The 24,238-nt window shown below is 59.1% G+C and carries 19 protein-coding genes; 12 read left to right on the top strand and 7 right to left on the bottom strand.

Going from position 1 to position 24,238, the window contains the following annotated elements; translation table 11 throughout:
* Positions 1 to 71: 71 nt before the first annotated feature.
* The 3 genes from DBR46_RS19605 to DBR46_RS19595 all read right to left on the bottom strand — a co-directional run bounded on the left by DBR46_RS19605 (position 72) and on the right by DBR46_RS19595 (position 6,018).
* Positions 72 to 1,673, bottom strand: coding sequence for an ABC transporter substrate-binding protein (locus DBR46_RS19605; RefSeq protein WP_124527496.1), 1,602 nt, complete (start codon positions 1,671 to 1,673; stop codon positions 72 to 74).
* A 117-nt stretch (positions 1,674 to 1,790) separates the two neighbouring features.
* The gene (locus tag DBR46_RS19600; protein WP_124527495.1) at positions 1,791 to 5,126 is read right to left on the bottom strand and encodes a DUF6543 domain-containing protein; all 3,336 of its coding nucleotides are present in this window, start codon (positions 5,124 to 5,126) and stop codon (positions 1,791 to 1,793) included.
* 181 nt (positions 5,127 to 5,307) lie between these two features.
* Complete coding sequence (locus tag DBR46_RS19595; RefSeq protein WP_124527494.1) at positions 5,308 to 6,018, bottom strand: SIMPL domain-containing protein; 711 nt, start codon at positions 6,016 to 6,018, stop codon at positions 5,308 to 5,310.
* 205 nt (positions 6,019 to 6,223) lie between these two features.
* Between DBR46_RS19595 and DBR46_RS19590 the strand changes: the two genes are divergently transcribed.
* Both DBR46_RS19590 and DBR46_RS19585 read left to right on the top strand, forming a co-directional pair.
* On the top strand, positions 6,224 to 7,486 hold the full coding sequence (locus DBR46_RS19590) for an ATP-binding protein (RefSeq protein ID WP_124527493.1): 1,263 nt from the start codon (positions 6,224 to 6,226) through the stop codon (positions 7,484 to 7,486).
* Positions 7,479 to 8,039 (top strand): response regulator transcription factor, encoded by a 561-nt coding sequence (locus DBR46_RS19585; RefSeq protein ID WP_003171731.1) that lies wholly within the window; start codon positions 7,479 to 7,481, stop codon positions 8,037 to 8,039. The genes DBR46_RS19590 and DBR46_RS19585 overlap by 8 nt, the downstream gene beginning before the upstream one ends.
* A gap of 59 nt (positions 8,040 to 8,098) precedes the next feature.
* Here the strand turns inward: DBR46_RS19585 and DBR46_RS19580 are convergent, their stop codons facing one another.
* A complete protein-coding gene (locus tag DBR46_RS19580) occupies positions 8,099 to 10,786 on the bottom strand; it encodes a DUF6543 domain-containing protein (protein ID WP_124527492.1) in 2,688 nt (895 codons plus the stop codon).
* A 183-nt stretch (positions 10,787 to 10,969) separates the two neighbouring features.
* Between DBR46_RS19580 and DBR46_RS19575 the strand changes: the two genes are divergently transcribed.
* Positions 10,970 to 12,694: an ABC transporter ATP-binding protein/permease gene (locus tag DBR46_RS19575; protein ID WP_124527491.1), complete on the top strand. Its 1,725-nt coding sequence runs from the start codon at positions 10,970 to 10,972 to the stop codon at positions 12,692 to 12,694.
* Between the two features lie 189 nt (positions 12,695 to 12,883).
* Here the strand turns inward: DBR46_RS19575 and DBR46_RS19570 are convergent, their stop codons facing one another.
* Positions 12,884 to 13,321, bottom strand: a complete 438-nt coding sequence (locus tag DBR46_RS19570) for a YhcB family protein (RefSeq protein ID WP_003171734.1) — start codon at positions 13,319 to 13,321, stop codon at positions 12,884 to 12,886.
* Positions 13,322 to 13,468: 147 nt separating this feature from the next.
* Here DBR46_RS19570 and DBR46_RS19565 point away from each other — a divergent pair, with 147 nt between their 5' ends.
* From DBR46_RS19565 to zapE, 3 genes are all read left to right on the top strand, one after another.
* Complete coding sequence (locus DBR46_RS19565; RefSeq protein WP_124527490.1) at positions 13,469 to 14,098, top strand: alpha/beta hydrolase; 630 nt, start codon at positions 13,469 to 13,471, stop codon at positions 14,096 to 14,098.
* Between the two features lie 24 nt (positions 14,099 to 14,122).
* Positions 14,123 to 15,478, top strand: a complete 1,356-nt coding sequence (locus DBR46_RS19560) for a tryptophan--tRNA ligase (RefSeq protein ID WP_124527489.1) — start codon at positions 14,123 to 14,125, stop codon at positions 15,476 to 15,478.
* Positions 15,479 to 15,557: 79 nt separating this feature from the next.
* Positions 15,558 to 16,652, top strand: coding sequence for a cell division protein ZapE (gene zapE, locus DBR46_RS19555; RefSeq protein ID WP_026136490.1), 1,095 nt, complete (start codon positions 15,558 to 15,560; stop codon positions 16,650 to 16,652).
* A 141-nt stretch (positions 16,653 to 16,793) separates the two neighbouring features.
* Here zapE and DBR46_RS19550 read toward each other — a convergent pair whose 3' ends face one another.
* A complete protein-coding gene (locus DBR46_RS19550; RefSeq protein ID WP_177325302.1) occupies positions 16,794 to 17,714 on the bottom strand; it encodes a GlxA family transcriptional regulator in 921 nt (306 codons plus the stop codon).
* A 220-nt stretch (positions 17,715 to 17,934) separates the two neighbouring features.
* Between DBR46_RS19550 and DBR46_RS19545 the strand changes: the two genes are divergently transcribed.
* A complete protein-coding gene (locus DBR46_RS19545) occupies positions 17,935 to 19,071 on the top strand; it encodes an acyl-CoA dehydrogenase family protein (RefSeq protein WP_124527488.1) in 1,137 nt (378 codons plus the stop codon).
* A 114-nt stretch (positions 19,072 to 19,185) separates the two neighbouring features.
* On the opposite strand, the gene DBR46_RS19540 is transcribed toward DBR46_RS19545, so the two are convergent.
* The gene (locus DBR46_RS19540; RefSeq protein WP_017734509.1) at positions 19,186 to 20,226 is read right to left on the bottom strand and encodes an NADP(H)-dependent aldo-keto reductase; all 1,041 of its coding nucleotides are present in this window, start codon (positions 20,224 to 20,226) and stop codon (positions 19,186 to 19,188) included.
* A gap of 248 nt (positions 20,227 to 20,474) precedes the next feature.
* On the opposite strand from DBR46_RS19540, the gene rplM reads away from it, so the two are divergent.
* The 5 genes from rplM to DBR46_RS19515 all read left to right on the top strand — a co-directional run bounded on the left by rplM (position 20,475) and on the right by DBR46_RS19515 (position 24,163).
* The gene (gene rplM / locus DBR46_RS19535; RefSeq protein ID WP_003171742.1) at positions 20,475 to 20,903 is read left to right on the top strand and encodes a 50S ribosomal protein L13; all 429 of its coding nucleotides are present in this window, start codon (positions 20,475 to 20,477) and stop codon (positions 20,901 to 20,903) included.
* A 14-nt stretch (positions 20,904 to 20,917) separates the two neighbouring features.
* Positions 20,918 to 21,310, top strand: coding sequence for a 30S ribosomal protein S9 (rpsI, locus tag DBR46_RS19530; protein ID WP_003216038.1), 393 nt, complete (start codon positions 20,918 to 20,920; stop codon positions 21,308 to 21,310).
* A 266-nt stretch (positions 21,311 to 21,576) separates the two neighbouring features.
* Positions 21,577 to 22,170 carry a ubiquinol-cytochrome c reductase iron-sulfur subunit gene (petA, locus tag DBR46_RS19525; protein ID WP_124527487.1) on the top strand — a complete coding sequence of 198 codons (594 nt, stop codon included), beginning with the start codon at positions 21,577 to 21,579 and terminating at the stop codon, positions 22,168 to 22,170.
* A complete protein-coding gene (locus DBR46_RS19520; protein ID WP_017734511.1) occupies positions 22,170 to 23,381 on the top strand; it encodes a cytochrome bc complex cytochrome b subunit in 1,212 nt (403 codons plus the stop codon). The genes petA and DBR46_RS19520 overlap by 1 nt, the downstream gene beginning before the upstream one ends.
* Complete coding sequence (locus tag DBR46_RS19515) at positions 23,381 to 24,163, top strand: cytochrome c1 (RefSeq protein ID WP_017734512.1); 783 nt, start codon at positions 23,381 to 23,383, stop codon at positions 24,161 to 24,163. Before DBR46_RS19520 ends, DBR46_RS19515 begins: the two co-directional genes overlap by 1 nt.
* Positions 24,164 to 24,238 lie beyond the last annotated feature (75 nt).

The raw sequence follows: 24,238 nt of genomic DNA, 5'->3' as shown, positions 1-24,238 counted from the left end.
TTTTTCGGTGCGTCGGGCGCACCAAAAGAGACCAACCGAGGCGTCTAGCGCACTCGGTTGGGGCGTCACTGTTACTTATCTAGACTGACGCCATAGAAGGGCGTGAGCCCGAACGGGCTGATCTTGAAGTCGCGCACTTCCTTGCGCAGGGGCTGGAAAACCGTCGAGTTCGCAATAGGCGTTATAGGTACTTGTTCCTTAAGGATTTTTTGCGCCTGTTGATACCACTTGATGCGTTGCTCGCGGTCACTGCTGACCTTGGCCTGTTGCACCAGCTTGTCGTAGTCCGGGTTACACCATTTGGCGTAGTTGCTGCCCTTCACCGCAGCACAACTGTAGAGCACGCCGAGCCAGTTATCCGGGTCGCCGTTGTCGCCGGTCCAGCCATAAATCATCGCGTCGTGTTCGCCATTTTTGGCGCGCTTGATGTATTCGCCCCACTCATAGCTGACGATGTTGGCCTTGATGCCAACTTTTTCCCAATCCTGTTGGATCATTTGTGCCGACATGCGCGCATTCGGGTTGGACGCGCGTTGGACCGTCATGGCCCACAGGTTGATGGTGGTGCCTGGCGCAACGCCTGCTTCTTTTAGTAGCGCCTTGGCCTTGGTGGGATCGTAGGGCGCGTCCTTGATAGTCGGGTCATAAGACCACTGCGCTGGCGGCAACGCGTTCTGCGCCAATTGCCCGGCGCTCTGGTACACGGCCTTGATGATTGCCGGCTTGTCGATGGCCATGTCCAGGGCCTGGCGCACCTTGAGTTGGTCCAGCGGCGGATGGGCCACGTTATAGGCCAGAAAGCCCAGGTTGAAACCGGCCTGTTGCAGCACGCGCAGGTTGGGGTCCTGCTTCATCACCTCGATGTCGGATGGGCGTGGGTAACCGCTGACCTGGCACTCGCCGGCCTTGAGTTTTTGCAGGCGCGAGGCGGCATCGGGGGTGATGGCAAACACCAGGTTGTCGAGCTTCACGTCCTCGGGCTTCCAATACTGTTTATTGGCCACATAGCGAATCTGCGAGTCTTTCTGGTAACGCTTGAACACGAACGGCCCAGTGCCGACCGGCTTCTGGTTGATCTCTTCGGCTTTGCCCTGCTTCAACAACTGCGCGGCGTATTCGGCGGACTGCACCGAGGCGAAGCTCATGGCCAGGTTCTGTACAAACGAAGCGTCCACGTTGTTGAGGTTGAAACGTACAGTGCGGTCGTCGAGTTTTTCGACGCCCTTGATCGTGGTGTTCAAGCCCATATCGGTGAAGTACGGGGACTCGGAAGGGTAGGCCTGGCGAAACGGGCTTTGCGCATCCAGCAGGCGATTGAAGGTGAACAGCACATCCTCCGCGTTGAAGTCGCGGGTCGGGCTGAAGAAGTCCGTGGTGTGGAACTTGACGCCATCCCGCAGGTGGAAGGTATACGTCAGGCCGTCCTTGGACACGTCCCAGCTTGTGGCCAGGCCAGGTTCGACTTCGGTGCCGCCGCGCTTGAACTGGGTCAGGCGGTTGAACACGGTTTCGGCCGAGGCGTCGAAATCGGTACCGCTGGTGTATTGGCTGGGGTCGAAACCGGCGGGGCTGGCTTCGGAGCAGTAGACCAGGGTGCTGGCGGCGTGGGCCATTGGCATAACAGCCAGTAGGCCGATGGCGAGGAACAGCGGTTTGACGGTGATTCTTTCCATGGAGTCCCCTGAGGTGGCAGGCATATATGGCCTGCCCATACGAAAACGGCGGTCACCGAGGTTACCGCCGTTTTGGTTGCTCAGGTAGAGACAAACACTGGAATGACAGTGTTTGAATTACGCGGGAAGGTCGGCTGGCAACGATACCTCCAGATGAGTGGGGGCGACATCGTCGATGAGGTAGGAGTCACCCGATATTTCATTGCTCTCGCGGATTGTGAAGGTTCGGGTAGACGTTGCTTCGATGTCCGGGATAGCCGTGGGGTTGACGCTCGTCAGGTCATTGATATACCACTTGGCGACAACTCTGACTGTGGTTTCATTTTTGAGTGGGTCGTAGTCTACGAAGTAAGACGTGTTACTTACTTTGGCGCCGTAGCCTTCTTTCAACATCATCACCAGTTCAGCATTGGCAGGGAAGGCCGACCCTTGATGAGCGACCTCCGAAATACGGGCGCGCAGGTCTGCGCTGGGAATCGCGTCCTCGAACTGTTTGAGCCTGTTCTGTCTGATCGCTTCGCCAGAGCCGCCTTTAGCATTCAGTGGTATCACAAGGTCCCCGTCTTTTGCTGCCTTGATGACCGTATAGTCATTGCGGTTAAGGTCAAGAAGGAAGTTGGGTGAATACGTGCTGGTGCTGAGTTGCGTAGGGCCGGCCTTTTCCGAAGCATAAATTTCAACTTTCTCATCGGCAGTGCGCTGCCATGAAAAGTTGAGCTTTCTTTTAAGAACACCATTGTCCTCAAATCCACGTGTGGATACCGAGTAGGGGGTCGCTTCATCAACGTTCAAGTACTCGTCGAACTTTTTCGCCTGCGTGACGGCCTGCTCATCGACATCAGCGAACAAGTCTGAAAACTGAGGGTTGAGACTGTTAGAGGGCGTTGGCGAAGACGCGCGTTGCCAAGGCCACTTGAGCCCACCATCGCCTGCTACACGGGCCCACTCGCCATTGTTCCCTGGTGTTACCACCGATATCACCTTGCCGCTTTTTGGATTAATGACCCCGGCAAATTCGCTACCCGATCTGTGCTGAAAATGTATTTCAAACACCCTGCTCGTGTTTGTCTCATCGGTAATGCGCACGAGCTGACGGTAGGCTCCGGTGCTGTCGGTCATTCGATAAACCCCCATTGCATCCCGGGTGGCGTTCTTGATCAATTCTTCTCCGTCGGGGGCGGCATATTGCGCGATGGGAAGCAGGGATGGGGCGCGTGGCAAGGGTGCAGGCACGGGCGGCTTGGTAGGTGCCGGGCCTGTGGACGGTCCAGGCTGGGGTTCTTCATTTACAGGGATTTCTGGTTGAGAACGTGGCTCTACGGCGGGTATCTCTTTCTCGGGAGGAATGGCAAAGGGGTCTTCGGGGACTTTGCTGGCGCCGACCGAGAACAACACGTTCAGCACCCCATCGAACGCCTTGGACGCACCGTCCTTGCGTTCCGCCTCGGTGTCACCGGACGAGGCCTTTTCTGTTCCCAGCGCCACCTCAGTCAATCCTGTGATGACCGCGGCAGCCGCTACCGGTGCCGCGATGGGGGCAAGCTTGGCCAGTAAGCCTGCGGCCACGGTAATGTCGTTCAGCCAAGTATCCCGGATCACCTCGCTGTTGGATTTGATCACGACGTCTGCATCGCTGCTCATACGCACTTTGCTGGCAGATGCGAGTGTGGAAAACACATCGCCTTCGATCTTTGAGTGGCTGGCACTGACGGCCGGCCCCTTCAGGCTACCGTCTGCCATTTCGCTGAGTACGGTGTCCAGACCTTTGGATTTAGCAGCCGAAGTTACAAGAGCGAGTCCTGGGATCAACCCCTCAAGAATGCTCTCACCTACGCCTGGTTTATGCGTATGGTCTTGCCGAGAGGCCAGCGGAAAATGAGCGGCCAAGGCCTCGCGTTTTTTAGGGTCATTGGCTTGGTCTGTGATCCACTTGTTCAACTGGTCGAGAGAGTCAAATCTCAGAAACGCCGGCACGGCTCCCGGTATGTAGATGACTTGCCGGCTACCGTCGTGCGCACTGAATCGCACAATATCGCTGGACGTAATCCCGTGGATGTTGAGGGCGTACGCCTTCACAACGCCGTTGACCGGAGCCTTGGCCTTGAGCTGCTCAACGCTTAGCGGCGCGTTTTCATCGAGTGGCAGGTTGGACACGGCGCCCATAACCAAGCGGTAGTCGTCACGCGTAAATCGATGTTCGGGCGCCTGCACCGCTTGTTCTGCCGGGGGTTTGGCCTCGGCCGCCTTCAATTGCTTGCGGGCCTGGTAGGTGAACTCGCCTTTGACTGCGGCCTCATAGTTTTCGGTATGCGTGCTCCAGAACTTGTCGATCTTTTTGTCCATTTGGCCTTGGAAATCGGTTTTCCAGCTCTCGTGCATGAGTTTGGAGGGGGCCAAGGGGAATTCGTTACGGGCGCCGTATCCGCCTGTTGCACCTGCGCCGTATCCAACGGTGTATAGGCCGGCGTGAGTATCCAATTCGCCTGGTATTCCGTCATGTTCGGAGAAGTTTTTCAGCAGCGCATCGGGCAGGCGCAACGACGATTTTGGCTCATCGTTGAGATGCTCGGCGCCTGATGCGGTGGCTCCGTTCAGCGGTGTGTTGTAGTTGTCGAAGCGATTGAAATAGAGGGTGTCCGCGTCGACATGTTTGCCGGTCAACTTGAAAATGAGTGCCTCCGCCCACTTCTTTGCTTCTGCCCGTGTGTCAGGCAGGCTAGTAGCAACATCGACTGCCAGACGCTTGTACTCCAGCGTTTGAGGAGCGCTGCTGTAGAACGTGGCTGCATTTTTTTTGTGCACCTCCAGGGCGCCGGCTGAGCGGCTACTGGCCGGGCGCGCACGGTCGTCCGTCGGGATCGGGTCGAAGGCTTTTTGCTGCTCCAGATGCCTTATTTGGTCGCTGGCCTTGGAACGGCTTGCAGGCAGCGCAATGCCCTGGAAGTTCGCCACCACTTTGGCGCTGACCTGTGTGTCGCCGTCACCGAATCGCACGCGCAAGGCACCTTTGTTTTCGGGCGCGATCACTTTTGCAGCGGCCAGCAACGGGCCAGAAACCTGGCCCCAGCCGGAGGTGTCCGAGAGAGAAAAGGTTTTGGTCTGTGCCTCGACCCCGACGGTCAGCGTGCCCTTGAAGGGGTCGATTGAAAGCAAGGCAGAGGGGTCGATCTTCTGATCGCGCATCCAGCCTTGAACAACCGGGTGCTCCACTTGGGCCCGATACAGCGCCAGCCATTGGCCCAGCGTGCTTTGGGGGGGCACCTTCACCAGACCGGCATCGTTGTGCAGCACTTTACGTTGTACCGCTGCAATGTATGCGTTGAGCAGAGCGGTCTCGTGAGGCGACACCGTTGTACCGGCGTCCGTCTGTGGCACCGGCGTTACGGGGAAGTGCGCGGGTAAATGGGTGGAATGTTGTTGGGGGGGCGTGGCGTAAATCGCAGGGATAGACATGATCAGGGTTCTCGTGAGGTAGACAAAATGCCTACGCAGCACTCCTTGTCGCTGCGGCATTGTCTGTGTCGGGAAAACCCGGTCGAGGATTCCAGCGAACATGCTGCGGCATATGACAATGCCCCAAAAAAAAGGCGCAAACCTGCGAGGGATGCGCCGTTGTTACCGCCTTTTCGTGCAGTTATTGCAGGACTTCAATCACCCCGTCTGCACTCATGCTGACCTGGCTGGTGCCAGCTTCCACTTCCGGGGTCGGCGCAGAATCCATCGCAGCCGCTTTCATCATCATGCCGCCACGGGCGTAGGGCTGCGGGTAACCGTTGGTGTTGAAGTTCAGGTTGACGATCTTGTAGCCCTTGCCGCCCAGTGCATCGGTGGCCAGTTGGGCGCGTGCCTTGAAGGCAGCAACAGCGTCCTTGAGCAATGCGTCTTCGCTGGCCTTGCGCGTGGCGTCGGCGATGGCGAAGTCCATGCTGTCCATTTTCAGGGTGTTGAGCAATTCGCCGGTGAGTTTGGACAGCGCCGGGAAGTCCGCGCTTTCCAGGCGCAGCTCGGCGCGTTCACGCCAGCCGGTGATCTTCTGGTTCTTGTTGTCGTAGATCGGATAGCTGTTGCGGCTGCCTTGGCGCAAGGTCACGCCCTTGACTTCGCGGGCCTGGCCCAGTGCTTTGTTCACCGCAGTGGTGATTTCGGCGGCGAGCTTGGCCGGGTCGCTGTTCTGGGACTCGGTGTAGAGGGTCACGATCATCTTGTCGCGTGCCACCTCCTGGCTGGCCTCGGCGCGCAGGGAAATCTGGTTGTAGTTCAGACCTTCGGCAGCCACGGCCGGCAGGCTGGCAAGGGTGGCTACGCCGAGGGTGATGACAGCTGCGCTGCGAGTGAAACGGGACATGAGAGCTCCTTGAGATAGTCGTGTTCGGTATGACTGTAGACGGTGGCATCCGGTTCTTCGGGTTTACACATTCGCTACAAGTTGTGCAGGTGCCGACGAACGGTCATTTACCCAGCCTGCGGCAAAGAGCCACACACGCCGTGCCAGCCGGCCGGCATCGTTTATACTCCTGCCGATCCGCCTGCAGCGCTCACCGGGAGAGCTCATGCTCGCCGCCGTAAAACTGACTTCCGCCACCCGCCAGAACCTTTGGCGCCTGACGTTCATTCGCACGCTGGTCCTGGCCGCACAGGCCGGCTCCGTTGGGCTTGCCTATTGGTTCGACCTGCTGCCACTGCCGTGGCTGCAACTGGGGGTGACCCTGGGCTTCTCCACCGTGCTGTGTGTGTTTACCGCGATCCGCTTGCGTACCACCTGGCCGGTGACCGAGTTGGAATATGCACTGCAACTGGCCTGCGACCTGTTTATCCACAGTGTGTTGCTGTATTTCTCCGGTGGTTCCACCAACCCGTTTGTGTCGTATTACCTGGTGCCGTTGACCATTGCCGCAGTGACCTTGCCGTGGCGCTATTCGGTGGTGCTGTCGGGCATCGCGCTGACGCTGTACACCCTGCTGCTGGCGCGGTTCTATCCGCTGCAAACCTTCCCCATCGCCCGGGAAAACTTGCAGATCTACGGGATGTGGCTGAGCTTCGCCCTGTCCGCCGCCGTTATCACCTTTTTCGCCGCGCGCATGGCCGAAGAGCTGCGCCGCCAGGAAGAGCTGCGCGCCATCCGTCGTGAAGAAGGGCTGCGCGACCAGCAACTATTGGCCGTCGCCACCCAGGCAGCCGGCGCCGCCCATGAGTTGGGCACGCCGCTGGCGACCATGAGCGTACTGCTCAAGGAAATCATCCAGGACCACCACGACCCAGCCCTGCAGGAAGACCTCAGTGTGTTGCAGGAACAGGTCAAGCAGTGCAAGCAGACCTTGCAGCAACTGGTGCGCGCCGCTGAAGCCAATCGTCGCCTGGCGGTCGAGATGCAGGACGTGACCCAGTGGCTCGACGAAGCCCTGAACCGCTGGCACCTGATGCGCCCCGAAGCCAGTTACCGCTTTCACCTGCTTGGCCAGGGCGCGGTCCCGCGCATGGCTCCGCCGCCAGACCTGACCCAGGCGTTGCTCAACCTGTTGAACAACGCCGCCGACGCCTGCCCCGAAGGCCTGGGCGTGCAGTTGGACTGGGATGCGGAAGACGTGACCATCAGCATTCGTGACCACGGCGCGGGCGTGCCGCTGGCCATTGCCGAGCAGATCGGCAAACCGTTCTTTACCACCAAGGGCAAAGGCTTCGGCCTCGGCCTGTTTTTGAGCAAGGCCAGCGTGACCCGCGCGGGCGGCTCAGTGAAGCTCTATAGTCATGAGGAAGGTGGCACGCTCACCGAGCTGCGCCTGCCCCGTGTCGCACGAGGAGATATCGATGAGTGACGAGATCCAAGTCGAAGGCGAAGAACTGCCGCACCTGTTGCTGGTAGATGACGACGCCACCTTTACCCGCGTGATGGCACGCGCCATGAGCCGTCGCGGCTTTCGCGTGAGCACCGCCGGTTCCGCCGAAGAAGGCCTGACCATCGCCCAGGCCGACCTGCCGGACTACGCCGCGCTCGACCTGAAAATGGACGGCGACTCGGGCCTGGTGCTGTTGCCCAAGCTGCTGGAACTCGACCCGGAAATGCGCGTGGTGATCCTCACCGGTTACTCCAGCATTGCCACCGCCGTCGAGGCGATCAAGCGCGGCGCCTGCAACTACCTGTGCAAACCGGCGGATGCGGATGACGTACTGGCTGCGCTGCTGTCCGAGCACGCCGACCTCGATACCCTGGTGCCGGAAAACCCGATGTCGGTGGACCGCCTGCAGTGGGAACACATCCAGCGCGTGCTGACCGAGCACGAAGGCAATATCTCCGCCACCGCCCGCGCCCTGGGCATGCATCGTCGTACCTTGCAGCGCAAGTTGCAGAAACGCCCGGTACGCCGCTGAACGATAGCTGATCAAAACAGCCCGGACTTCCGGGCTGTTTTTTTGGCGCTGCGGGGGACTCAGTAAGGGAACGCGACGCGGCCGTCGAACAGGTCATAGCGTTTATCTGGCAGTTTGGCGGGCGCTTTGAAGGAGACATACAAAATGCCGTCCTTCATCTTGGTCGCGCTCACTTCAAGTGAGGCCTCCGGCTTGATCGCCACGTGGTCGGGGAGGGTACTGCTGGACAGGTTCTTCTTGGTGATCGATTCATCGAAGATGTAAATCACCGGTTGCCGGTTTTGCCCGGGCATTGCGTCTTTTGCCCAGGTTTCCCAGCCTTTCGCGTTGAAGGCCTGAGTGGACGCCGATTGAACACCGCTGTCCCTGAAGACTTTTCCAACCCCATTTTTAAGCGTTTGGGCGCCCTCCGATGTCACGACGGCGTACCGGTAGGCTTTACCGTCGTAGTTGGTTTGTTCACTCAAGTCGGACAGGAATTCCTTCACATTCGACGGGTAGTTGTTTGGGTCGTGCTGGGTGCGAAGGACTTTGTTTATTTCGTCCGAACCGGCTTCGGTGTACTCGTCCAGGCTTTCGTAACCTTCAGCTTTGGATTGCTGTATCAACCGGGTCAACTCGTCCACTACCTTGTTGCGCTCGGCATCGCTGAGCGCGTCCTTGTCTTTATTGATTTGGCTGATGTCTTGGGCGAGCTGAGCTTTGGGGGAAGGTCTACCGGCGCTCCACGGGAAAGTGATGCCGGCCCCCTTGTCCAGGCGGATCCAATTGCCCCGCTTGTCTAGATGCACGGTCATGACCGGTTTTCTGGAGGTCGGGTCGATAATCTCGACGTACTGATCGCTCGGTTTGAAATTGTGTTTGATTTCATAAACCCGTTCTATGGCGGAGCGATCGGTATGGCGAATGAACCATCGGTCCAGACCTTCAGCGTCGGTGACGCGATAGATGTTGTGGGCGTTTTTCGTTGCGTGCTCTATGAGTTCCTCTCCACCGTCGACGGCATGCTCGCCGATGTTGCTGGATTCTTCGGCGCGCAGGCGATTGGCGGTTTCGGCGGGGGGCGGTGGTGCCACGTCCTCGGCAGGTGGCACGGGGGCTTCCTCGATAGCATTCTGCACCGCCGCCGACTCAATCAACTCTGTCCCTTTGCTTATCCTGGATACGCCTCCAGCGATGCCGGGCAACGCATTGAGTACGCCAAATACGATCCGTTCGGTGCCGCGGGATTTGCCGTGGGCAAGGTCATCGATACCGACCCCGACCTGGGTAATGCCCGCTCCTGCGTAGATCACATCCAGCGCCAGGCCGACTTCCGGCATGACAAACGCCAAGGGTGTCAGCAGCAGGGCCGTGGCGGTTGCGGCCTCTGCCAGTTTCATTGCGGCGTTCTTGATCACATCGCCATCGGTGGTGATGTCGTGATCGGCGTCGGCGTAGGCGCGCTCTTTATGGCGCTGGGTCATGGCCTTGAAGGGGTCGCCCTTCAAGGGCTCCAGGGTGATATAGCGCTGTGGGTCCCAGTCACTGAGGCCGGTGAAGCCCAGTGCATTGGGTTTTTGTGCTTCGATCCAATCCCCCAGTCCTTCGAGGGACTGTTTCACGCCATCAGACAGCATCTTGTCGTCTTGGTCGTTTTTGCTGAAGTGGGTCAGCAATGCTGCCCGTTTGATCGGGTCGGCTGCCTGTTCCGCCAGCCAGCTTTTCATGGCTTCGGGGCTGTCGAATCGGTGGATCGGTGACGAGTTGCCCGGAATATGCAGCAGGGTGGTTTTAATCGCTTTGCCGTCGGGATCAAGGCGGACCGTTTTGTCGACGATGTACAGAAGGTCGGAGGATTCGTCGCCATTGATCGACAGCAGGCCAACGTCCACACCGGGATCCTTGGCATACGGAGCTTGCAGGTTGTTCACACTGGTCTCAAGCCACGGCTTGTCAGGTCGAAGGCCCGATGCGCGCAGGACCAGCCGGGTCTCCTCTTCACTCAGGCTACCCTCCTTTTGCTGCGTATGGGCGGCCTGTATCAGCGCTATTCGGGTGAGCAATTCATAGGGCTGTTGATGGCTTGCCCAGAACCCGTCCAGGTAGGTTTTGTAGGGGGCCACCAACTCGGTGTCCCAGACAAGGTCCCGGAACTGTTGTGGGGTGATCGAGACCTTTGACGAAAGGTCCGGCGCCGAGTCCCGGGTGTTGCCGGTGCCTCGAACGACGTATTCGTACGACGGGTTCAGCAACTCGTGGGCTGTTTGGGCGATTTGTCCGACGGGAAGGATCCGAGCGCCAGTTATTAACAAGGATAGCCAGGGGTGCTGTTTCGCTATTGAGGTAGACGACTCATCGTTCGTGTTCATCGAACGGAGATTCTTCAGCGCGGCTTCGGTGAGGCTGACCTGGTTGAGGATCTTGCCGTTCGACGGCGTCGGTTGGGTGGCGTCATAGTTGGTGGTTACGATGTAGGTGCGGTCGGGGTCCACATGAAGGTTGAATTTCTGGCGCAGGGCGTTGGCAATTATTTTCGAGGTCTCCTGGGCCGGCGTCAGCATGGCTTGGCTGGCGTTTTTTATAAGGCGCTCAACGCTTGGGCTGCAGTGGGAGGCGTCGACTGTTTCATAGACTTCGGTGTCCCGGCCCGGCGAGGCGGGCGCTTGTTTGGCATCGTCAATGCTTTGTTCCTGGGCGGCAGGTGCGCCGGGCTGCAAGGGCAGGGATGGCAGGCGTACAAACTGAGGCGGTGTGGATGCGATCATGTGGCTTTCTCTCTCGGCAGGCGTTTTAAAGTGCCGGGAGTGAGTGGGTTTTTTTCAAATGCGGGTTTCCCGTCGAGATGTGTCAAATAAACACTGAACATCGGCTGAATGAGCGGTCTGAATTAACCGATGCACTTAAACCATCCGTTATGCTCAACTCACACTATTGCGCCGAGCCGAACGATGAACCAGAACGCTGAGTACGGCGCCGTGAATGACGCGGTGCGTGGGCAATTCCTGCGCCGAACCTGGGCGATGATCACGCCGTATTGGCGCAGTGAAGAGAAAGGCAAAGCCTGGTTGCTGCTGGCGGCGGTGATTGCTCTGTCGCTGTTCAGCGTAGCGATCTCGGTGTGGATCAACCGCTGGTACAAGGATTTCTACAACGCCCTTGAACACAAGGACACGGCCGCGTTCTGGCAGTTGATCGGCTATTTCGGCGCGATTGCCGCCGTGGCGATCCTGGGGGCCGTGTACCGCCTGTACCTGACCCAGATGTTGACCATCCGCTGGCGTGCCTGGCTCACCGAGAAGCACTTCGCACGCTGGCTCGCCGACAAAAACTACTACCAGCTGGAGCAGGGCGGTTACACCGATAACCCGGACCAGCGGATTTCCGAAGACCTCAACAACTTCACCTCCAGCACCTTGAGCCTGGGCCTGGGGTTGTTGCGCAACGTGGTCAGCCTGGTGTCGTTCTCGATCATCCTGTGGGGCGTGTCGGGCAGTATCGAAGTGTTTGGCCTCACCATCCCCGGCTACATGTTCTGGTGCGCGCTGCTGTACGCCGCCGTGGGCAGTTGGCTGACCCACCTGATCGGCCGTCGCTTGATCGGCCTGAGCAACCAACAACAACGTTTCGAAGCGGACTTGCGTTTTTCCATGGTGCGGGTGCGTGAGAACGCCGAGAGCATCGCGCTGTACAACGGCGAGCCGAATGAAAAGCAGCGCTTGAGCGCACGTTTCAGCAAGGTCTGGCACAACTTCTGGGACATCATGAAAGTGTCCAAGCGCCTGACGTTTTTCACTGCCGGCTACAGCCAGATCGCCATTATCTTCCCGTTTATCGTCGCCGCACCGCGCTACTTTTCCGGCAAGATCGAACTGGGCGAGCTGATGCAAATCAACTCGGCGTTCGGCAACGTGCAGGAGAACTTCAGCTGGTTTATCAGCGCGTATTCGGACCTGGCGTCGTGGCGTGCCACCAGTGATCGTCTGCTGAGCTTTCAGCAGGCCATGACTGACAACGAGCAGCGCCCGCCAGCGATCGACGTGCGCCCGCAAGGCGAGCGCCTGGTGGTGCAGGGCTTGGGCATGGACCTGGCCGATGGCCGCCACTTGCTCACCGATGCGGACATGACAGTGGAGCCCGGCCAGCGGGTGATGCTCAGTGGGCGTTCCGGCAGCGGCAAAAGTACACTGCTGCGTGCGATGGGCCACCTGTGGCCTGCCGGGCACGGCAGCATTCGCTTGCCGGCTGCGCGTTATTTGTTCTTGCCGCAGAAGCCTTACCTGCCGATCGGTACGTTGAAGGCGGTGTTGAGTTATCCACAAGACGACAGCGCCTACCCAGCAGAACGTTATGCACAGGTGCTGGCGACTTGCCGCTTGCCGCACCTGGTTGAGCGTCTGGACGAAGCCAACCACTGGCAGCGCATGCTTTCGCCGGGTGAGCAGCAGCGCCTGGCGTTTGCCCGTGCGTTGTTGTTCGCGCCGCAATGGCTGTACATGGACGAAGCGACGTCGGCCATGGACGAAGAGGATGAGGCGACGTTGTACCAGGCGTTGATCGATGAGTTGCCGGGGCTGAGCATCGTCAGCGTGGGGCATCGCAGCAGCCTCAAGCGCTTCCATGGGCGGCATGTGCGGATCGAGGGTGGGCGTCTCGAGGAGCAACAACCCGCTTAAGGTTGTACTCAATCATTGTGGGAGCTGGCTTGCCTGCGATGGCATCGCTGCGGTTTAACTGACAGACCGAGGCGCTAGCATCGCAGGCAAGCCAGCTCCCACAGTTGACCGGGGTGCCAGATGGAGAGCACCCAACAAAAAGCCCGGCTGATCATCGATCAGCCGGGCTTTTTAGTGCTTGAAGAAAACTTACTTCTTCAAACCGTAATGCTCATCCAGCATGCCTGGGGCGTTCGGCGTTTTTGGCGCGTAGTCCCGTGGCGGCTCCTGGTTTTCCCGGGGTGGGGTCAGGCGCTCACGTGGTGTTTGCGGTGCATCGGAATGCAGCGCGGCCAGCAAACGCTGACGGGTGATGTCGTCGAGGGCCAGGCGGTTGGCGCCATCGGCGAGGTGGTCCTGTACTTCCTGGTAGCTCTGGGTGAGCTTCTTGACCAGGGTCGCGGTGCTGTTGAAGTGGGTAACAACCTCGTTCTGATAACTGTCAAAACGTTCCTGAATGTCATCCAACTGACGCTGCGTGCGGTTAGGCGCGGCATTCGGCAGCAGGCGAGCAACCAGGAATCCAATGGCGACACCGGCAACCAGGGCAAGAGTCGGCAACAACCAAACTAAGAGCGAGTGTTCCACGAGTCCTTCCTCTATAAACGGCTTTGCTTTACGTTAACGGCTCAAACCTGCGCTGTATACCGCGATTAAGCTCGCAATGATGCCAAGCACAGACTTTTAGCTAGACGAGTTGACCCTTTGAGAGGTCACGGAGTTCATCTCTTGCTCATGCGTGAAACCCCCGTTTTGATCGATGGCCCGGTCGGCCAATTGGAAGCGCTGTACCTGGATCACCCCGAACCACGGGGCCTGGCGCTGATCTGCCACCCCAACCCGGTGCAGGGTGGCACCATGCTCAATAAAGTCGTCTCGACCCTGCAACGCACCGCCCGCGATGCCGGTTTGATTACGTTGCGTTTCAATTACCGTGGCGTCGGCGCGAGTGCCGGCACCCACGACATGAGCACCGGTGAAGTGGACGATGCCGAAGCGGCCGCCACCTGGCTGCGGGAAAAACACCCCGACCTGCCGACGACCCTGCTCGGTTTCTCCTTTGGTGGCTACGTGGCCGCCAGCCTCGGCGGCCGCCTGGAAGCCAAGGGTGAGAAGCTCGCGCACCTGTTCATGGTCGCCGCGGCGGTGATGCGCCTGCGCGACACCGACCTGCTGCCGTTGGGCTGCCCGTTGACGTTGATCCAGCCAGAAACCGACGAAGTGGTCGACCCGCAGACCGTCTACGACTGGTCCGCCGCCCTGAATCGCCCCCATGAGCTGCTGAAAGTGGCAGAATGCGGGCACTTTTTTCATGGCAAGCTCACCGATCTCAAGGATCTGGTGCTGCCGCGCCTCTCGAATTGATAGCAGTCTGATAAGCGATTACCCATGACGACTCGTACCCGTATCCTCACCGGCATCACCACCACCGGCACGCCGCACCTGGGCAACTACGCCGGTGCGATCCGCCCGGCGATCCTCGCCAGCCAGGACGCCAATGCCGACTCCTTCTACTTCCTGGCCGACTACCACGCCCTGATCAAGTGCGATGACCCGCAGCGCATCCAGCGCTCGCGCATGGAAATCGCCGCGACCTGGCTGGCCGGTGGGCTGGATGTGAACCGAGTGACCTTCTACCGCCAGTCGGACATCCCGGAAATCCCCGAGCTGACCTGGCTGCTCACCTGCGTTGCCGCCAAGGGCCTGCTCAACCGCGCCCACGCGTACAAGGCCTCGGTGGACAAGAACGTGGAAGCCGGCGAAGACCCGGATGCGGGCATCACCATGGGCCTGTACAGCTACCCGGTGCTGATGGCGGCGGACATCCTGATGTTCAATGCGCACAAGGTTCCAGTAGGTCGCGACCAGATCCAGCACGTGGAAATGGCCCGCGACATCGGCCAGCGCTTCAACCATCTGTTCGGCAACGGTAAAGAGTTCTTCACCATGCCCGAGGCGCTGATCGAAGAAAGCGTCGCCACCTTGCCGGGCCTGGATGGCCGCAAGATGTCCAAGAGCTACGACAACACTATCCCGTTGTTCACCAGCGCCAAGGACATGAAGGACGCGATCTCGCGCATCGTCACGGATTCGCGCGCCCCTGGCGAAGCAAAAGATCCGGACAACTCCCACCTGTTCACCTTGTTCCAGGCATTCGCCAGCAAGGCCCAGGAAGCAGAGTTCCGCGCCGAACTGCTGCAAGGCCTGGGCTGGGGCGAGGCGAAGAGCCGTCTGTTCCAGCTGCTGGACGGCCAACTCGGCGAAGCCCGCGAGCGTTACCATCAACTGATGTCGCGCCCGTCGGACATGGAAGACCTGCTGCTGATCGGCGCCAAGAAAGCCCGCGCCGTGGCTGCACCGTTCCTCGCCGAGCTGCGCGAGGCGGTTGGCCTGCGCTCGTTCGTCGAGCAAGCCGCTGCGCCGGTTGCCGCCAAGAAGAAAGCCGCGAAAGCCGCACGTTTTGTGAGCTTCCGCGAAGACGACGGCAGCTTCCGCTTCCGCCTGCTGGCCGCTGATGGCGAGCAACTGCTGCTGTCGCGCAACTTTGCTGACGGCAAGGCCGCCGGTGCGGTGACCAAGCAGTTGCAAAACGGTGACGCGCTGGACGTGCGCACTGAAGCCCTGAGCTTCAGCGTCTGGCTGGAAGGCAATGCCGTGGCCGACAGCGCCGAGTTCGCCGACGCCGCCTCCCGCGACGCCGCCATCGCCGCCCTGCGCATCGCGTTGACGCCAATCGAAGATTGACCCGACCAAGGGTTGATTGCCATTAATCAGGGCCGTCGTTACAGTGACGGCCCGTTTTTGTTGCCTTGCTAACGAAATTATGACGCCCCTAGAACGATATCAAGCTGATCTGAAACGCCCTGAATTCTTCCATGACGCTGCCCAGGAAACGGCGGTGCGTCACTTGCAGCGCCTGTACGACGACCTCGTCGCGGCCTCGCAAAGCAAGCCGGGAATGTTCAGCAAGCTGTTTGGCAAGAAAGACCACACGCCGGTCAAAGGCCTGTATTTCTGGGGCGGCGTCGGCCGCGGCAAGACTTACCTGGTAGACACCTTCTTTGAAGCGCTGCCGTTCAAGGAAAAGGTCCGCACCCACTTCCACCGCTTCATGAAGCGCGTGCACGAAGAGATGAAGACCCTGCCGGGCGAGAAAAACCCGCTGACCATCATCGCCAAGCGCTTCTCCGACGAAGCGCGGGTGATCTGCTTTGATGAATTCTTCGTCTCCGACATCACCGACGCCATGATCCTCGGCACCTTGATGGAAGAGCTGTTCAAGAACGGTGTGACCCTGGTCGCCACCTCGAACATCGTGCCGGACGGCCTGTACAAGGACGGCCTGCAACGCGCGCGCTTCCTGCCGGCCATCGCGCTGATCAAGCAGAACACCGAGATCGTCAACGTCGACAGCGGCGTCGACTACCGCCTGCGTCACCTGGAGCAAGCGGAGCTGTTCCACTTCCCGCTGAACGAAGCGGCGCACGAAAGCCTGCGCAAGAGCTTCCGCGCCCTGACGCCGGAATGCACCCAGGCGGTGGAAAACGACAAGTTGATGATCGAGAACCGCGAAATCATCGCGCTGCGTACGTGCGATGACGTGGCATGGTTCGACTTCCGCGCCCTGTGCGACGGCCCGCGCAGCCAGAACGACTACATCGAACTGGGCAAGATCTTCCATGCGGTGATCTTGAGCGGTGTGGAGCAGATGAGCGTGACCACCGACGACATCGCGCGACGGTTTATCAACATGGTCGATGAGTTCTACGACCGCAACGTGAAACTGATCATCTCGGCGGAAGTTGAGCTGAAGGATTTGTATACCGGTGGTCGATTGACCTTCGAATTCCAGCGGACCTTGAGTCGCTTGCTGGAGATGCAGTCCCACGAGTTCCTCGCACGCGGCCACAAGCCGTAAACCAATCTCCATCACAATGGAGATCAAAATGTGGGAGCTGGCTTGCCTGCGATAGCGGTCTGTCAGCCAACTTATCTGTTGGCTGGTACACCGCTATCGCAGGCAAGCCAGCTCCCACATTAGGTTTGTGTTTGCCTCGGGTCAGGCGGCCTGCTGGAACTGCTGCCGATACTGGTTCGGCGACAGCTCGGTATGCTGCCTGAACAACCGTGCAAAGAAACTCGCATCGTCATACCCCACCTCATAACTGATGGTCTTGATGCTCTTGCGGCTGCCCGAAAGCAGGCCCTTGGCTGTCTCGATACGCAGGCGTTGCAGGTAATGCAGCGGCTTGTCACCGGTCGCCGTCTGGAAGCGCCGCATGAAATTGCGGATGCTCATGCCATGTTCGCGGGCGACGTCTTCGAAGCGGAATTTGTCGGCGAAGTGTTCTTCGAGCCAATGCTGGATCTGCAGGATGATCACGTCCTGGTGCAGCTTCTGCCCACCAAAACCGATGCGTCCCGGCGCGTAGCTGCGCTGCACTTCGTAGAGGATATCGCGGGCCACGGCCTGGGCGATGTTGGCGCCGCAGAAGCGTTCGATCAGGTAGATGTAGAGGTCGCACGCCGAGGTGGTGCCGCCGGCGCAATACAGGTTGTCGGCGTCGGTGAGGTGCTTGTCCTGGTTGAGCTGGACCCTCGGGAAGCGTTCGCTGAAGGCGTTGAAGAAGCGCCAGTAGGTGGTCGCCTCCTTGCCATCGAGCAAGCCGGCTTCGGCCAGCCAGAACACCCCGGTGGCTTCGCCGCAGAGCACGGCGCCGCGTGCGTGTTGTGCGCGCAGCCACGGCAGTACTTGTGGGTAGCGGGTGCAGAGGGCGTCGAAGTCGTCCCAGAAGGCCGGTAGCACGATGATATCGGCGTCTTCCAGGCCGCCGTCCACCGGCATGATCACATCGCTGAAGCTACGCACTGATTGCCCGTCGGGGCTGACCAGGCGCGTTTCGAACGCCGGGGTCAGGCCCAGGCCTTGTTGCTTGCCGTAACGCAGGCTCGCGAGGTGGAAGAAATCCTTGGCTTGCATGAGGGTGGAAGCGAATACCCGATCAATGGCCAAAATGCTGACGCGCCGCAAGGGCGTGGAGATTTGGTTAGACATAATTTCATTTATTCTTATAGGGGAAAGTGGTCACCAGACGGCTGGATCGTCTTATTTTTTGTCGCATGTGTCCAGTGTCCTGTGATGCCTTCGCGGCATAGTCTCTGTGGGCTTGTTTTTGTCCGACAATCCCCGCAGGTGAGCCATGATCCCCAGAACCTTGTACAGCCCGGAACACGAACTCTTTCGCGAGAGCGTGCGCACCTTCCTCGAAAAACACGCCGCGCCGTTCCATGGGCAATGGGAGAAACAGGGCTATATCGATCGCGACTTGTGGAGCAAGGCGGGGGAGGCGGGGATGTTGTGTTCCCATCTGCCGGAGGCATACGGCGGCCTCGGCGCGGACTTTCTCTACAGTGCGGTGGTGATCGAAGAGGTCAGCCGCCTGGGCTTGACCGGCATCGGCTTTTCCCTGCATTCGGACATCGTTGCGCCGTACATCCTGCATTACGGCAGCGAGGCGCTGAAGCACAAGTACCTGCCCAAGTTGATCTCCGGCGAGATGGTCACGGCCATTGCGATGACCGAACCGGGCGCCGGTTCCGACCTGCAAGGGGTCAAGACCACCGCCGTGCTGGACGGTGATGAGTACGTGATCAACGGCTCCAAGACCTTCATCACCAACGGTTATCTGGCCGAGCTGGTGATCGTCGTCGCCAAGACCGACCCCAAGGCCGGCGCCAAGGGCACCAGCCTGTTCCTGGTGGAAGCCGACACGCCGGGCTTCGCCAAGGGCAAGCGCCTGGAGAAGGTCGGCATGAAGGCGCAGGACACCTCCGAGCTGTTCTTCCAGGACGTGCGCGTACCCAAGGAAAACCTGTTGGGCCAGGCCGGCGCGGGCTTTGCGTACTTGATGCAGGAGCTGCCGCAGGAGCGTTTGACCGTGGCCATCGGTGCCGTGTCATCTGCCGAAGCAGCGCTGGAATGGACCCTGGACTACACCCGCGAGCGCAAGGCGTTTGGCAAGGCGATTGCGGATTTCCAGAACACTCGGTTCAAGCTGGCGGAGATGGCCACCGAGATTCAGATCGGTCGCGTGTTTGTGGACAAGTGCATGGCCTTGCACCTGGAAGGCAAGCTGGATGTGCCTACCGCTGCGATGGCCAAGTATTGGGCCACGGACCTGCAATGCAAGGTGCTCGATGAGTGCGTTCAGTTGCACGGCGGCTACGGCTTCATGTGGGAATACCCGATTGCGCGGGCCTGGGCGGATGCGCGGGTGCAGCGGATTTATGCGGGGACCAATGAGATCATGAAGGAGATCATTGCGCGGGCGCTCTGAGTGATGTGGTGTGTTTGAGGGCCTCATCGCAGGCAAGCCAGCTCCCACATTTGACGGTGTTCACCAATCAAAATGTGGGAGCTGGCTTGCCTGCGATAGCGGTTTACAGATCAATCAAGGCGCAGGGTTCGGATGATCCTTCTGAATCGCCTCAATCCCCTCCAACACCTCTTTCGACAGTTTCAGGTCGGCACTGGCAATGTTGCTATCCAGCTGCTCCAGTGACGTCGCCCCAATGATATTGCTGGTCACAAACGGCTGCTGCGTCACAAACGCCAACGCCATCTGCGCCGGGTCCAGACCATGCTCGCGCGCCAGCGCCACATAACGGCTGCACGCCGCTTCCGACTGCGGGTTGAAGTAGCGGCTGAAGCGGCTGTACTCCGTCAGGCGCGCCTTGGCCGGGCGTGCGCCGCCTTCGTACTTGCCACTGAGCATGCCAAACGCCAGGGGCGAGTAGGCCAGCAGGCCGCATTGTTCGCGAATCGCGATTTCCGCCAGGCCCACTTCGAAGCTGCGGTTGAGCAGGTTGTAGGGGTTCTGGATCGACACTGCGCGGGGCCAGCCACGGGCTTCGGCCAGGGCGAGGAACTTCATGGTGCCCCAAGGGGTTTCGTTGGACAGGCCGATGTGGCGGATCTTGCCGGCCTTCACCTGTTCGTCCAGGGCTTCGAGGGTTTCCTCCAGCGGGGTGAGGTTGTCTTCGTCCTTGTGCTTGTAGCTCAGTTGGCCGAAGAAGTTGGTGCTGCGCTCCGGCCAGTGCAGTTGGTAGAGGTCGATCCAGTCGGTTTGCAGGCGCTTGAGGCTGGCATCCAGGGCTTGGCCGATGTGTTTGCGGTTGTGACGCAGGTGGCCGTCGCGGATGTAGTCGATGGTGTTGCCGGGGCCGGCGATCTTGCTGGCGAGGACCCAGTCGGCGCGATCGCCACGGCTTTTGAAGTAATTACCGATGTAACGTTCGGTGGTGGCATAGGTGTCGGCCTTGGGCGGCACCGGGTACATTTCCGCCGTGTCGAGGAAGTTGATCCCCGCGGCTTTGGCCCGCTCAATCTGTGCGAAGGCCTCTGCCTCGCTGTTCTGCTCGCCCCAGGTCATGGTGCCCAAGGCTATCGCGCTCACGTTCAGATCCGTACGGCCCAGCTGTCGATAATCCATCGGGTACTCCTTCAGGGAAAACAATCATAAAAGCAGGTTGAATTTTTTTTCGCAATCTGCATAATTGCCCACCTCTTTCTGCAGTGGAAGTGATGCGCCGCCTGCCGAAGAATCTTGCCGTTGAACGGACGCGCCGACCCGAGCCCCCGATAGCGTCTGTATCCGGCTGCCTTTGACTTGTCAAAGTACGCACTATTCAGTAAGATCCGCCGTCTAATTTACAGGGCGGCCCCTGAGGCTATTAAAGAATGACAACTTTTACTGCAAAACCGGAAACAGTTCAGCGCGACTGGTTTGTCGTCGACGCCGCTGGTCAGACCCTGGGTCGTCTGGCCACTGAAGTCGCCAGCCGTCTGCGTGGCAAGCACAAGCCTGAGTACACCCCTCACGTTGACACCGGTGACTACATCGTGATCATCAACGCTGAGCAGGTACGTGTTACCGGCAACAAAGCGCAAGACAAAATGTACTACCGTCACTCCGGTTTCCCAGGCGGTATCAAGTCTTCGAACTTCGAAGGCCTGATCTCCAAGAAGCCTGAAGCCCCGATCGAAATCGCGGTCAAAGGTATGCTGCCTAAGGGCCCACTGGGTCGCGATATGTTTCGCAAGCTGAAAGTCTATGCGGGCGCTGTACACCCTCATGCTGCTCAGCAGCCCCAAGAACTGAAGTTTTAACGGAATAGTTCATTATGTCGGCGACTCAAAATTACGGCACTGGCCGTCGCAAAACCGCAACCGCACGCGTTTTCCTGCGTCCGGGCACTGGTAACATCTCGATCAACAACCGCACTCTGGAAAACTTCTTCGGTCGCGAAACTGCCCGCATGGTAGTTCGTCAGCCGCTGGAACTGACCGAGACCGTTGAGAAGTTCGACATCTACGTCACCGTTATCGGTGGCGGTGTAAGTGGTCAAGCTGGCGCAATCCGCCACGGTATCACTCGCGCTCTGATGCAGTACGACGAAACCCTGCGTGGCGCTCTGCGCAAAGCTGGCTTCGTGACTCGCGATGCCCGTGAAGTTGAACGTAAGAAAGTCGGTCTGCGTAAAGCGCGTAAGCGTCCGCAGTACTCGAAGCGTTAATTCGCTTTACGTTCCACAAAAACGCCCAGCCTCCTCACGGAGCTGGGCGTTTTTTATTGCCTGCGATTTATGCACAAATTTGTGCGTGACAACTTGCCACATCCGTAGACCCCCTATACTACAAGGCCTGGAGGCTGAGCCCTGGGCAATTACCTTGTCAACCGTGGGGCTTTTCATTACCATTCGGCAAAATTTTTATAAGTAAAGATTCAACACTTAGTAGACGCCTGATTTAACAGGCCAAAAAGCTGATGGGAGAGGACTGAATGAGCAATGACGGCGTGAATGCAGGCCGGCGTCGCTTCTTGGTAGCAGCCACATCCGTGGTGGGTGCTGCAGGAGCGGTGGGGGCTGCGGTCCCGTTCGTGGGGTCATGGTTTCCCAGTGCCAAGGCGAAAGCCGCAGGTGCACCGGTGAAGGTGAATATCAGCAAGATCGAGCCAGGCCAGCAGATGATTGCTGAGTGGCGCGGCCAGCCGGTCTTCATTGTTCGTCGTACCGAGGAAATCCTGGGGAATCTCAAGAAGATCGAGGGCCAGTTGTCTGACCCGACATCCGAGAAGTCCGACCAACCCGCCTACGCCAAAAACGAAGCGCGTTCGATCAAGCCAGAAATTCTGCTGCTGGTCGGTCTTTGTACTCACCTGGGTTGCTCGCCTACCTTCCGCCCGGAAGTTGCTCCGGTCGATCTGGGCAAGGATTGGGTCGGTGGTTATTTCTGCCCTTGCCACGGTTCGCACTACGACCTCGCTGGTCGCGTCTACAAGTCCCAACCTGCTCCCCTGAACCTGCCCGTGCCTCCGCATACCTACGAAACTGACGACCTCATTGTCATTGGCCTCGATAAGGAGAACGCGTGATGAGCAAGTTCATGGATTGGGTGGATGCGCGCTTCCCCGCGACAAAAATGTGGGAAGACCATCTCAGCAAATATTACGCACCAAAAAACTTCAACTTCTTCTACTTCTTCGGCTCGCTGGCACTGCTGGTCTTGGTCAACCAGATCGTCACTGGCGTCTGGCTGACGATGAGCTACACGCCGTCGGCAGAAGAAGCGTTCGCCTCCGTCGAATACATCATGCGTGACGTCGAGTACGGTTCGATCCTGCGCCTGCTGCACTCCACCGGCGCCTCGGCGTTCTTTATCGTCGTCTACATGCACATGTTCCGTGGCCTGCTCTACGGCTCGTACCAGAAGCCTCGTGAGCTGGTGTGGGTGTTCGGCATGCTGATCTACCTGGCGCTGATGGCTGAGGCGTTCATGGGTTACCTGCTGCCGTGGGGCCAGATGTCGTACTGGGGCGCCCAGGTGATCATCTCGCTGTTCGGTGCTATCCCAGTGATCGGCAACGACCTGACCCAGTGGATCCGTGGTGACTACCTGATCTCCGGCATCACCTTGAACCGCTTCTTTGCCTTGCACGTGGTGGCCTTGCCCATCGTGATCCTCGGCCTGGTGGTACTACACATCCTGGCGCTGCACGAAGTCGGTTCCAACAACCCGGATGGCGTGGACATCAAGAAGCACAAGGACGAGAACGGCATCCCGCTGGATGGCATTCCGTTCCACCCGTACTACACCGTCAAGGACATTGTCGGCGTGGTCGTGTTCCTCTTCGTGTTCTGCTCGATCGTGTTCTTTTTCCCGGAGATGGGTGGTTATTTCCTGGAGAAACCTAACTTCGAACAGGCCAACGCCTTCAAGACACCTGAGCACATTGCCCCGGTCTGGTACTTCACGCCGTTCTACGCGATCTTGCGCGCGATCCCCGACAAGCTCATGGGCGTGATCGCCATGGGCGCGGCCATCGCGGTGCTGTTCGTGTTGCCTTGGCTCGACCGTAGCCCGGTCAAGTCCATGCGCTACAAGGGCTGGCTGAGCAAGATCTGGCTGTGGGTGTTCTGCATTGCCTTCGTGATCCTGGGCGTGTTGGGCGTATTGGCGCCAACCCCTGAGCGTACGTTGCTGTCGCAGGTGTGCACCTTCCTGTATTTCGCCTACTTCATTCTGATGCCGTTCTACACCCGGCTTGAGAAGACCAAACCGGTACCGGAAAGGGTGACTGGCTGATGAAAAAATTATTCGTTGCATTGATGCTTGCGGCCCTGCCGCTGCTGTCCTTCGCTGCCGAGCACGGCGGCCCGGAGCTGGAAAAAGTCGATATCGACGTGTCGGATAAAGCCGCCCTGCAAGACGGCGCGCGGACCTTCGCCAACTACTGCATGGGCTGTCACAGCGCCAAGTTCCAGCGTTATGAGCGGGTTGCCGATGACCTCGGTATCCCACACGAAGTGATGCTGGAGAAACTGGTGTTCACCGGCGCCAAGATCGGCGACCACATGAACATCGGCATGAAGCCTGCCGACGCCAAGGCCTGGTTCGGTGCTGCACCGCCCGACCTGACCCTGGTAGCACGCGTACGTGGTACCGACTGGCTGTACGGTTACCTGAAATCCTTCTACGAAGACCCGGCGCGCCCTTATGGCGTGAACAACAAGGTCTTCCCGAACGTCGGCATGCCTAACGTTCTGGTCGGCCTGCAGGGTCGCCAAGTGGTAGGATGCAAGCAGGTTCAGGTCGTCGAAGACGGCAAGAAGCAATATGACCCGTTGACCGGTACGCCTTTGACTCACGAAGCGTGCGATCAACTGACCATCGTGCCCAAGACCGGCGCGCTGAACGAAGAGCAGTTCGACGAGAAAGTAAAAAATCTCGTGACCTTCCTGGCCTACTCGGCCAACCCGGTCAAACTGCAGCACCAGCGCATCGGTACCTACGTCTTGCTGTACCTGGCTTTCTTCTTCGTATTCGCCTATCTGCTCAAACGTGAATACTGGAAGGATGTGCATTGATCCAACCGTAAGCAATTGCTGTTAATCTTGCGCGCCCAGCGGCATCTCTGAATACGTAGCAGCCTGTTTGAACCG

This window comes from Pseudomonas sp. KBW05, from assembly GCF_003852405.1.
In the GTDB taxonomy this organism is placed as follows: Bacteria; Pseudomonadota; Gammaproteobacteria; order Pseudomonadales; family Pseudomonadaceae; genus Aquipseudomonas.
Note: the sequence above shows the minus strand (reverse complement) of the source record. Positions and strands in the feature narration are given on the sequence as shown.

Bases quoted from the DNA above. Each gene is read 5' to 3' on its own strand.
- zapE (WP_026136490.1), top strand. From the start codon at position 15,558: ATGACGCCCCTAGAACGATATCAAGCTGATCTGAAACGCCCTGAATTC.
- DBR46_RS19545 (WP_124527488.1), top strand. From the start codon at position 17,935: ATGATCCCCAGAACCTTGTACAGCCCGGAACACGAACTCTTTCGCGAG.
- DBR46_RS19580 (WP_124527492.1), bottom strand. From the start codon at position 10,786: ATGATCGCATCCACACCGCCTCAGTTTGTACGCCTGCCATCCCTGCCC.
- DBR46_RS19565 (WP_124527490.1), top strand. From the start codon at position 13,469: ATGCGTGAAACCCCCGTTTTGATCGATGGCCCGGTCGGCCAATTGGAA.
- DBR46_RS19585 (WP_003171731.1), top strand. From the start codon at position 7,479: ATGAGTGACGAGATCCAAGTCGAAGGCGAAGAACTGCCGCACCTGTTG.
- rpsI (WP_003216038.1), top strand. From the start codon at position 20,918: ATGTCGGCGACTCAAAATTACGGCACTGGCCGTCGCAAAACCGCAACC.
- rplM (WP_003171742.1), top strand. From the start codon at position 20,475: ATGACAACTTTTACTGCAAAACCGGAAACAGTTCAGCGCGACTGGTTT.
- DBR46_RS19550 (WP_177325302.1), bottom strand. From the start codon at position 17,714: ATGCAAGCCAAGGATTTCTTCCACCTCGCGAGCCTGCGTTACGGCAAG.
- DBR46_RS19515 (WP_017734512.1), top strand. From the start codon at position 23,381: ATGAAAAAATTATTCGTTGCATTGATGCTTGCGGCCCTGCCGCTGCTG.
- DBR46_RS19595 (WP_124527494.1), bottom strand. From the start codon at position 6,018: ATGTCCCGTTTCACTCGCAGCGCAGCTGTCATCACCCTCGGCGTAGCC.
- DBR46_RS19590 (WP_124527493.1), top strand. From the start codon at position 6,224: ATGCTCGCCGCCGTAAAACTGACTTCCGCCACCCGCCAGAACCTTTGG.
- DBR46_RS19560 (WP_124527489.1), top strand. From the start codon at position 14,123: ATGACGACTCGTACCCGTATCCTCACCGGCATCACCACCACCGGCACG.
- DBR46_RS19540 (WP_017734509.1), bottom strand. From the start codon at position 20,226: ATGGATTATCGACAGCTGGGCCGTACGGATCTGAACGTGAGCGCGATA.
- DBR46_RS19605 (WP_124527496.1), bottom strand. From the start codon at position 1,673: ATGGAAAGAATCACCGTCAAACCGCTGTTCCTCGCCATCGGCCTACTG.
- DBR46_RS19520 (WP_017734511.1), top strand. From the start codon at position 22,170: ATGAGCAAGTTCATGGATTGGGTGGATGCGCGCTTCCCCGCGACAAAA.
- DBR46_RS19600 (WP_124527495.1), bottom strand. From the start codon at position 5,126: ATGTCTATCCCTGCGATTTACGCCACGCCCCCCCAACAACATTCCACC.
- DBR46_RS19575 (WP_124527491.1), top strand. From the start codon at position 10,970: ATGAACCAGAACGCTGAGTACGGCGCCGTGAATGACGCGGTGCGTGGG.
- petA (WP_124527487.1), top strand. From the start codon at position 21,577: ATGAGCAATGACGGCGTGAATGCAGGCCGGCGTCGCTTCTTGGTAGCA.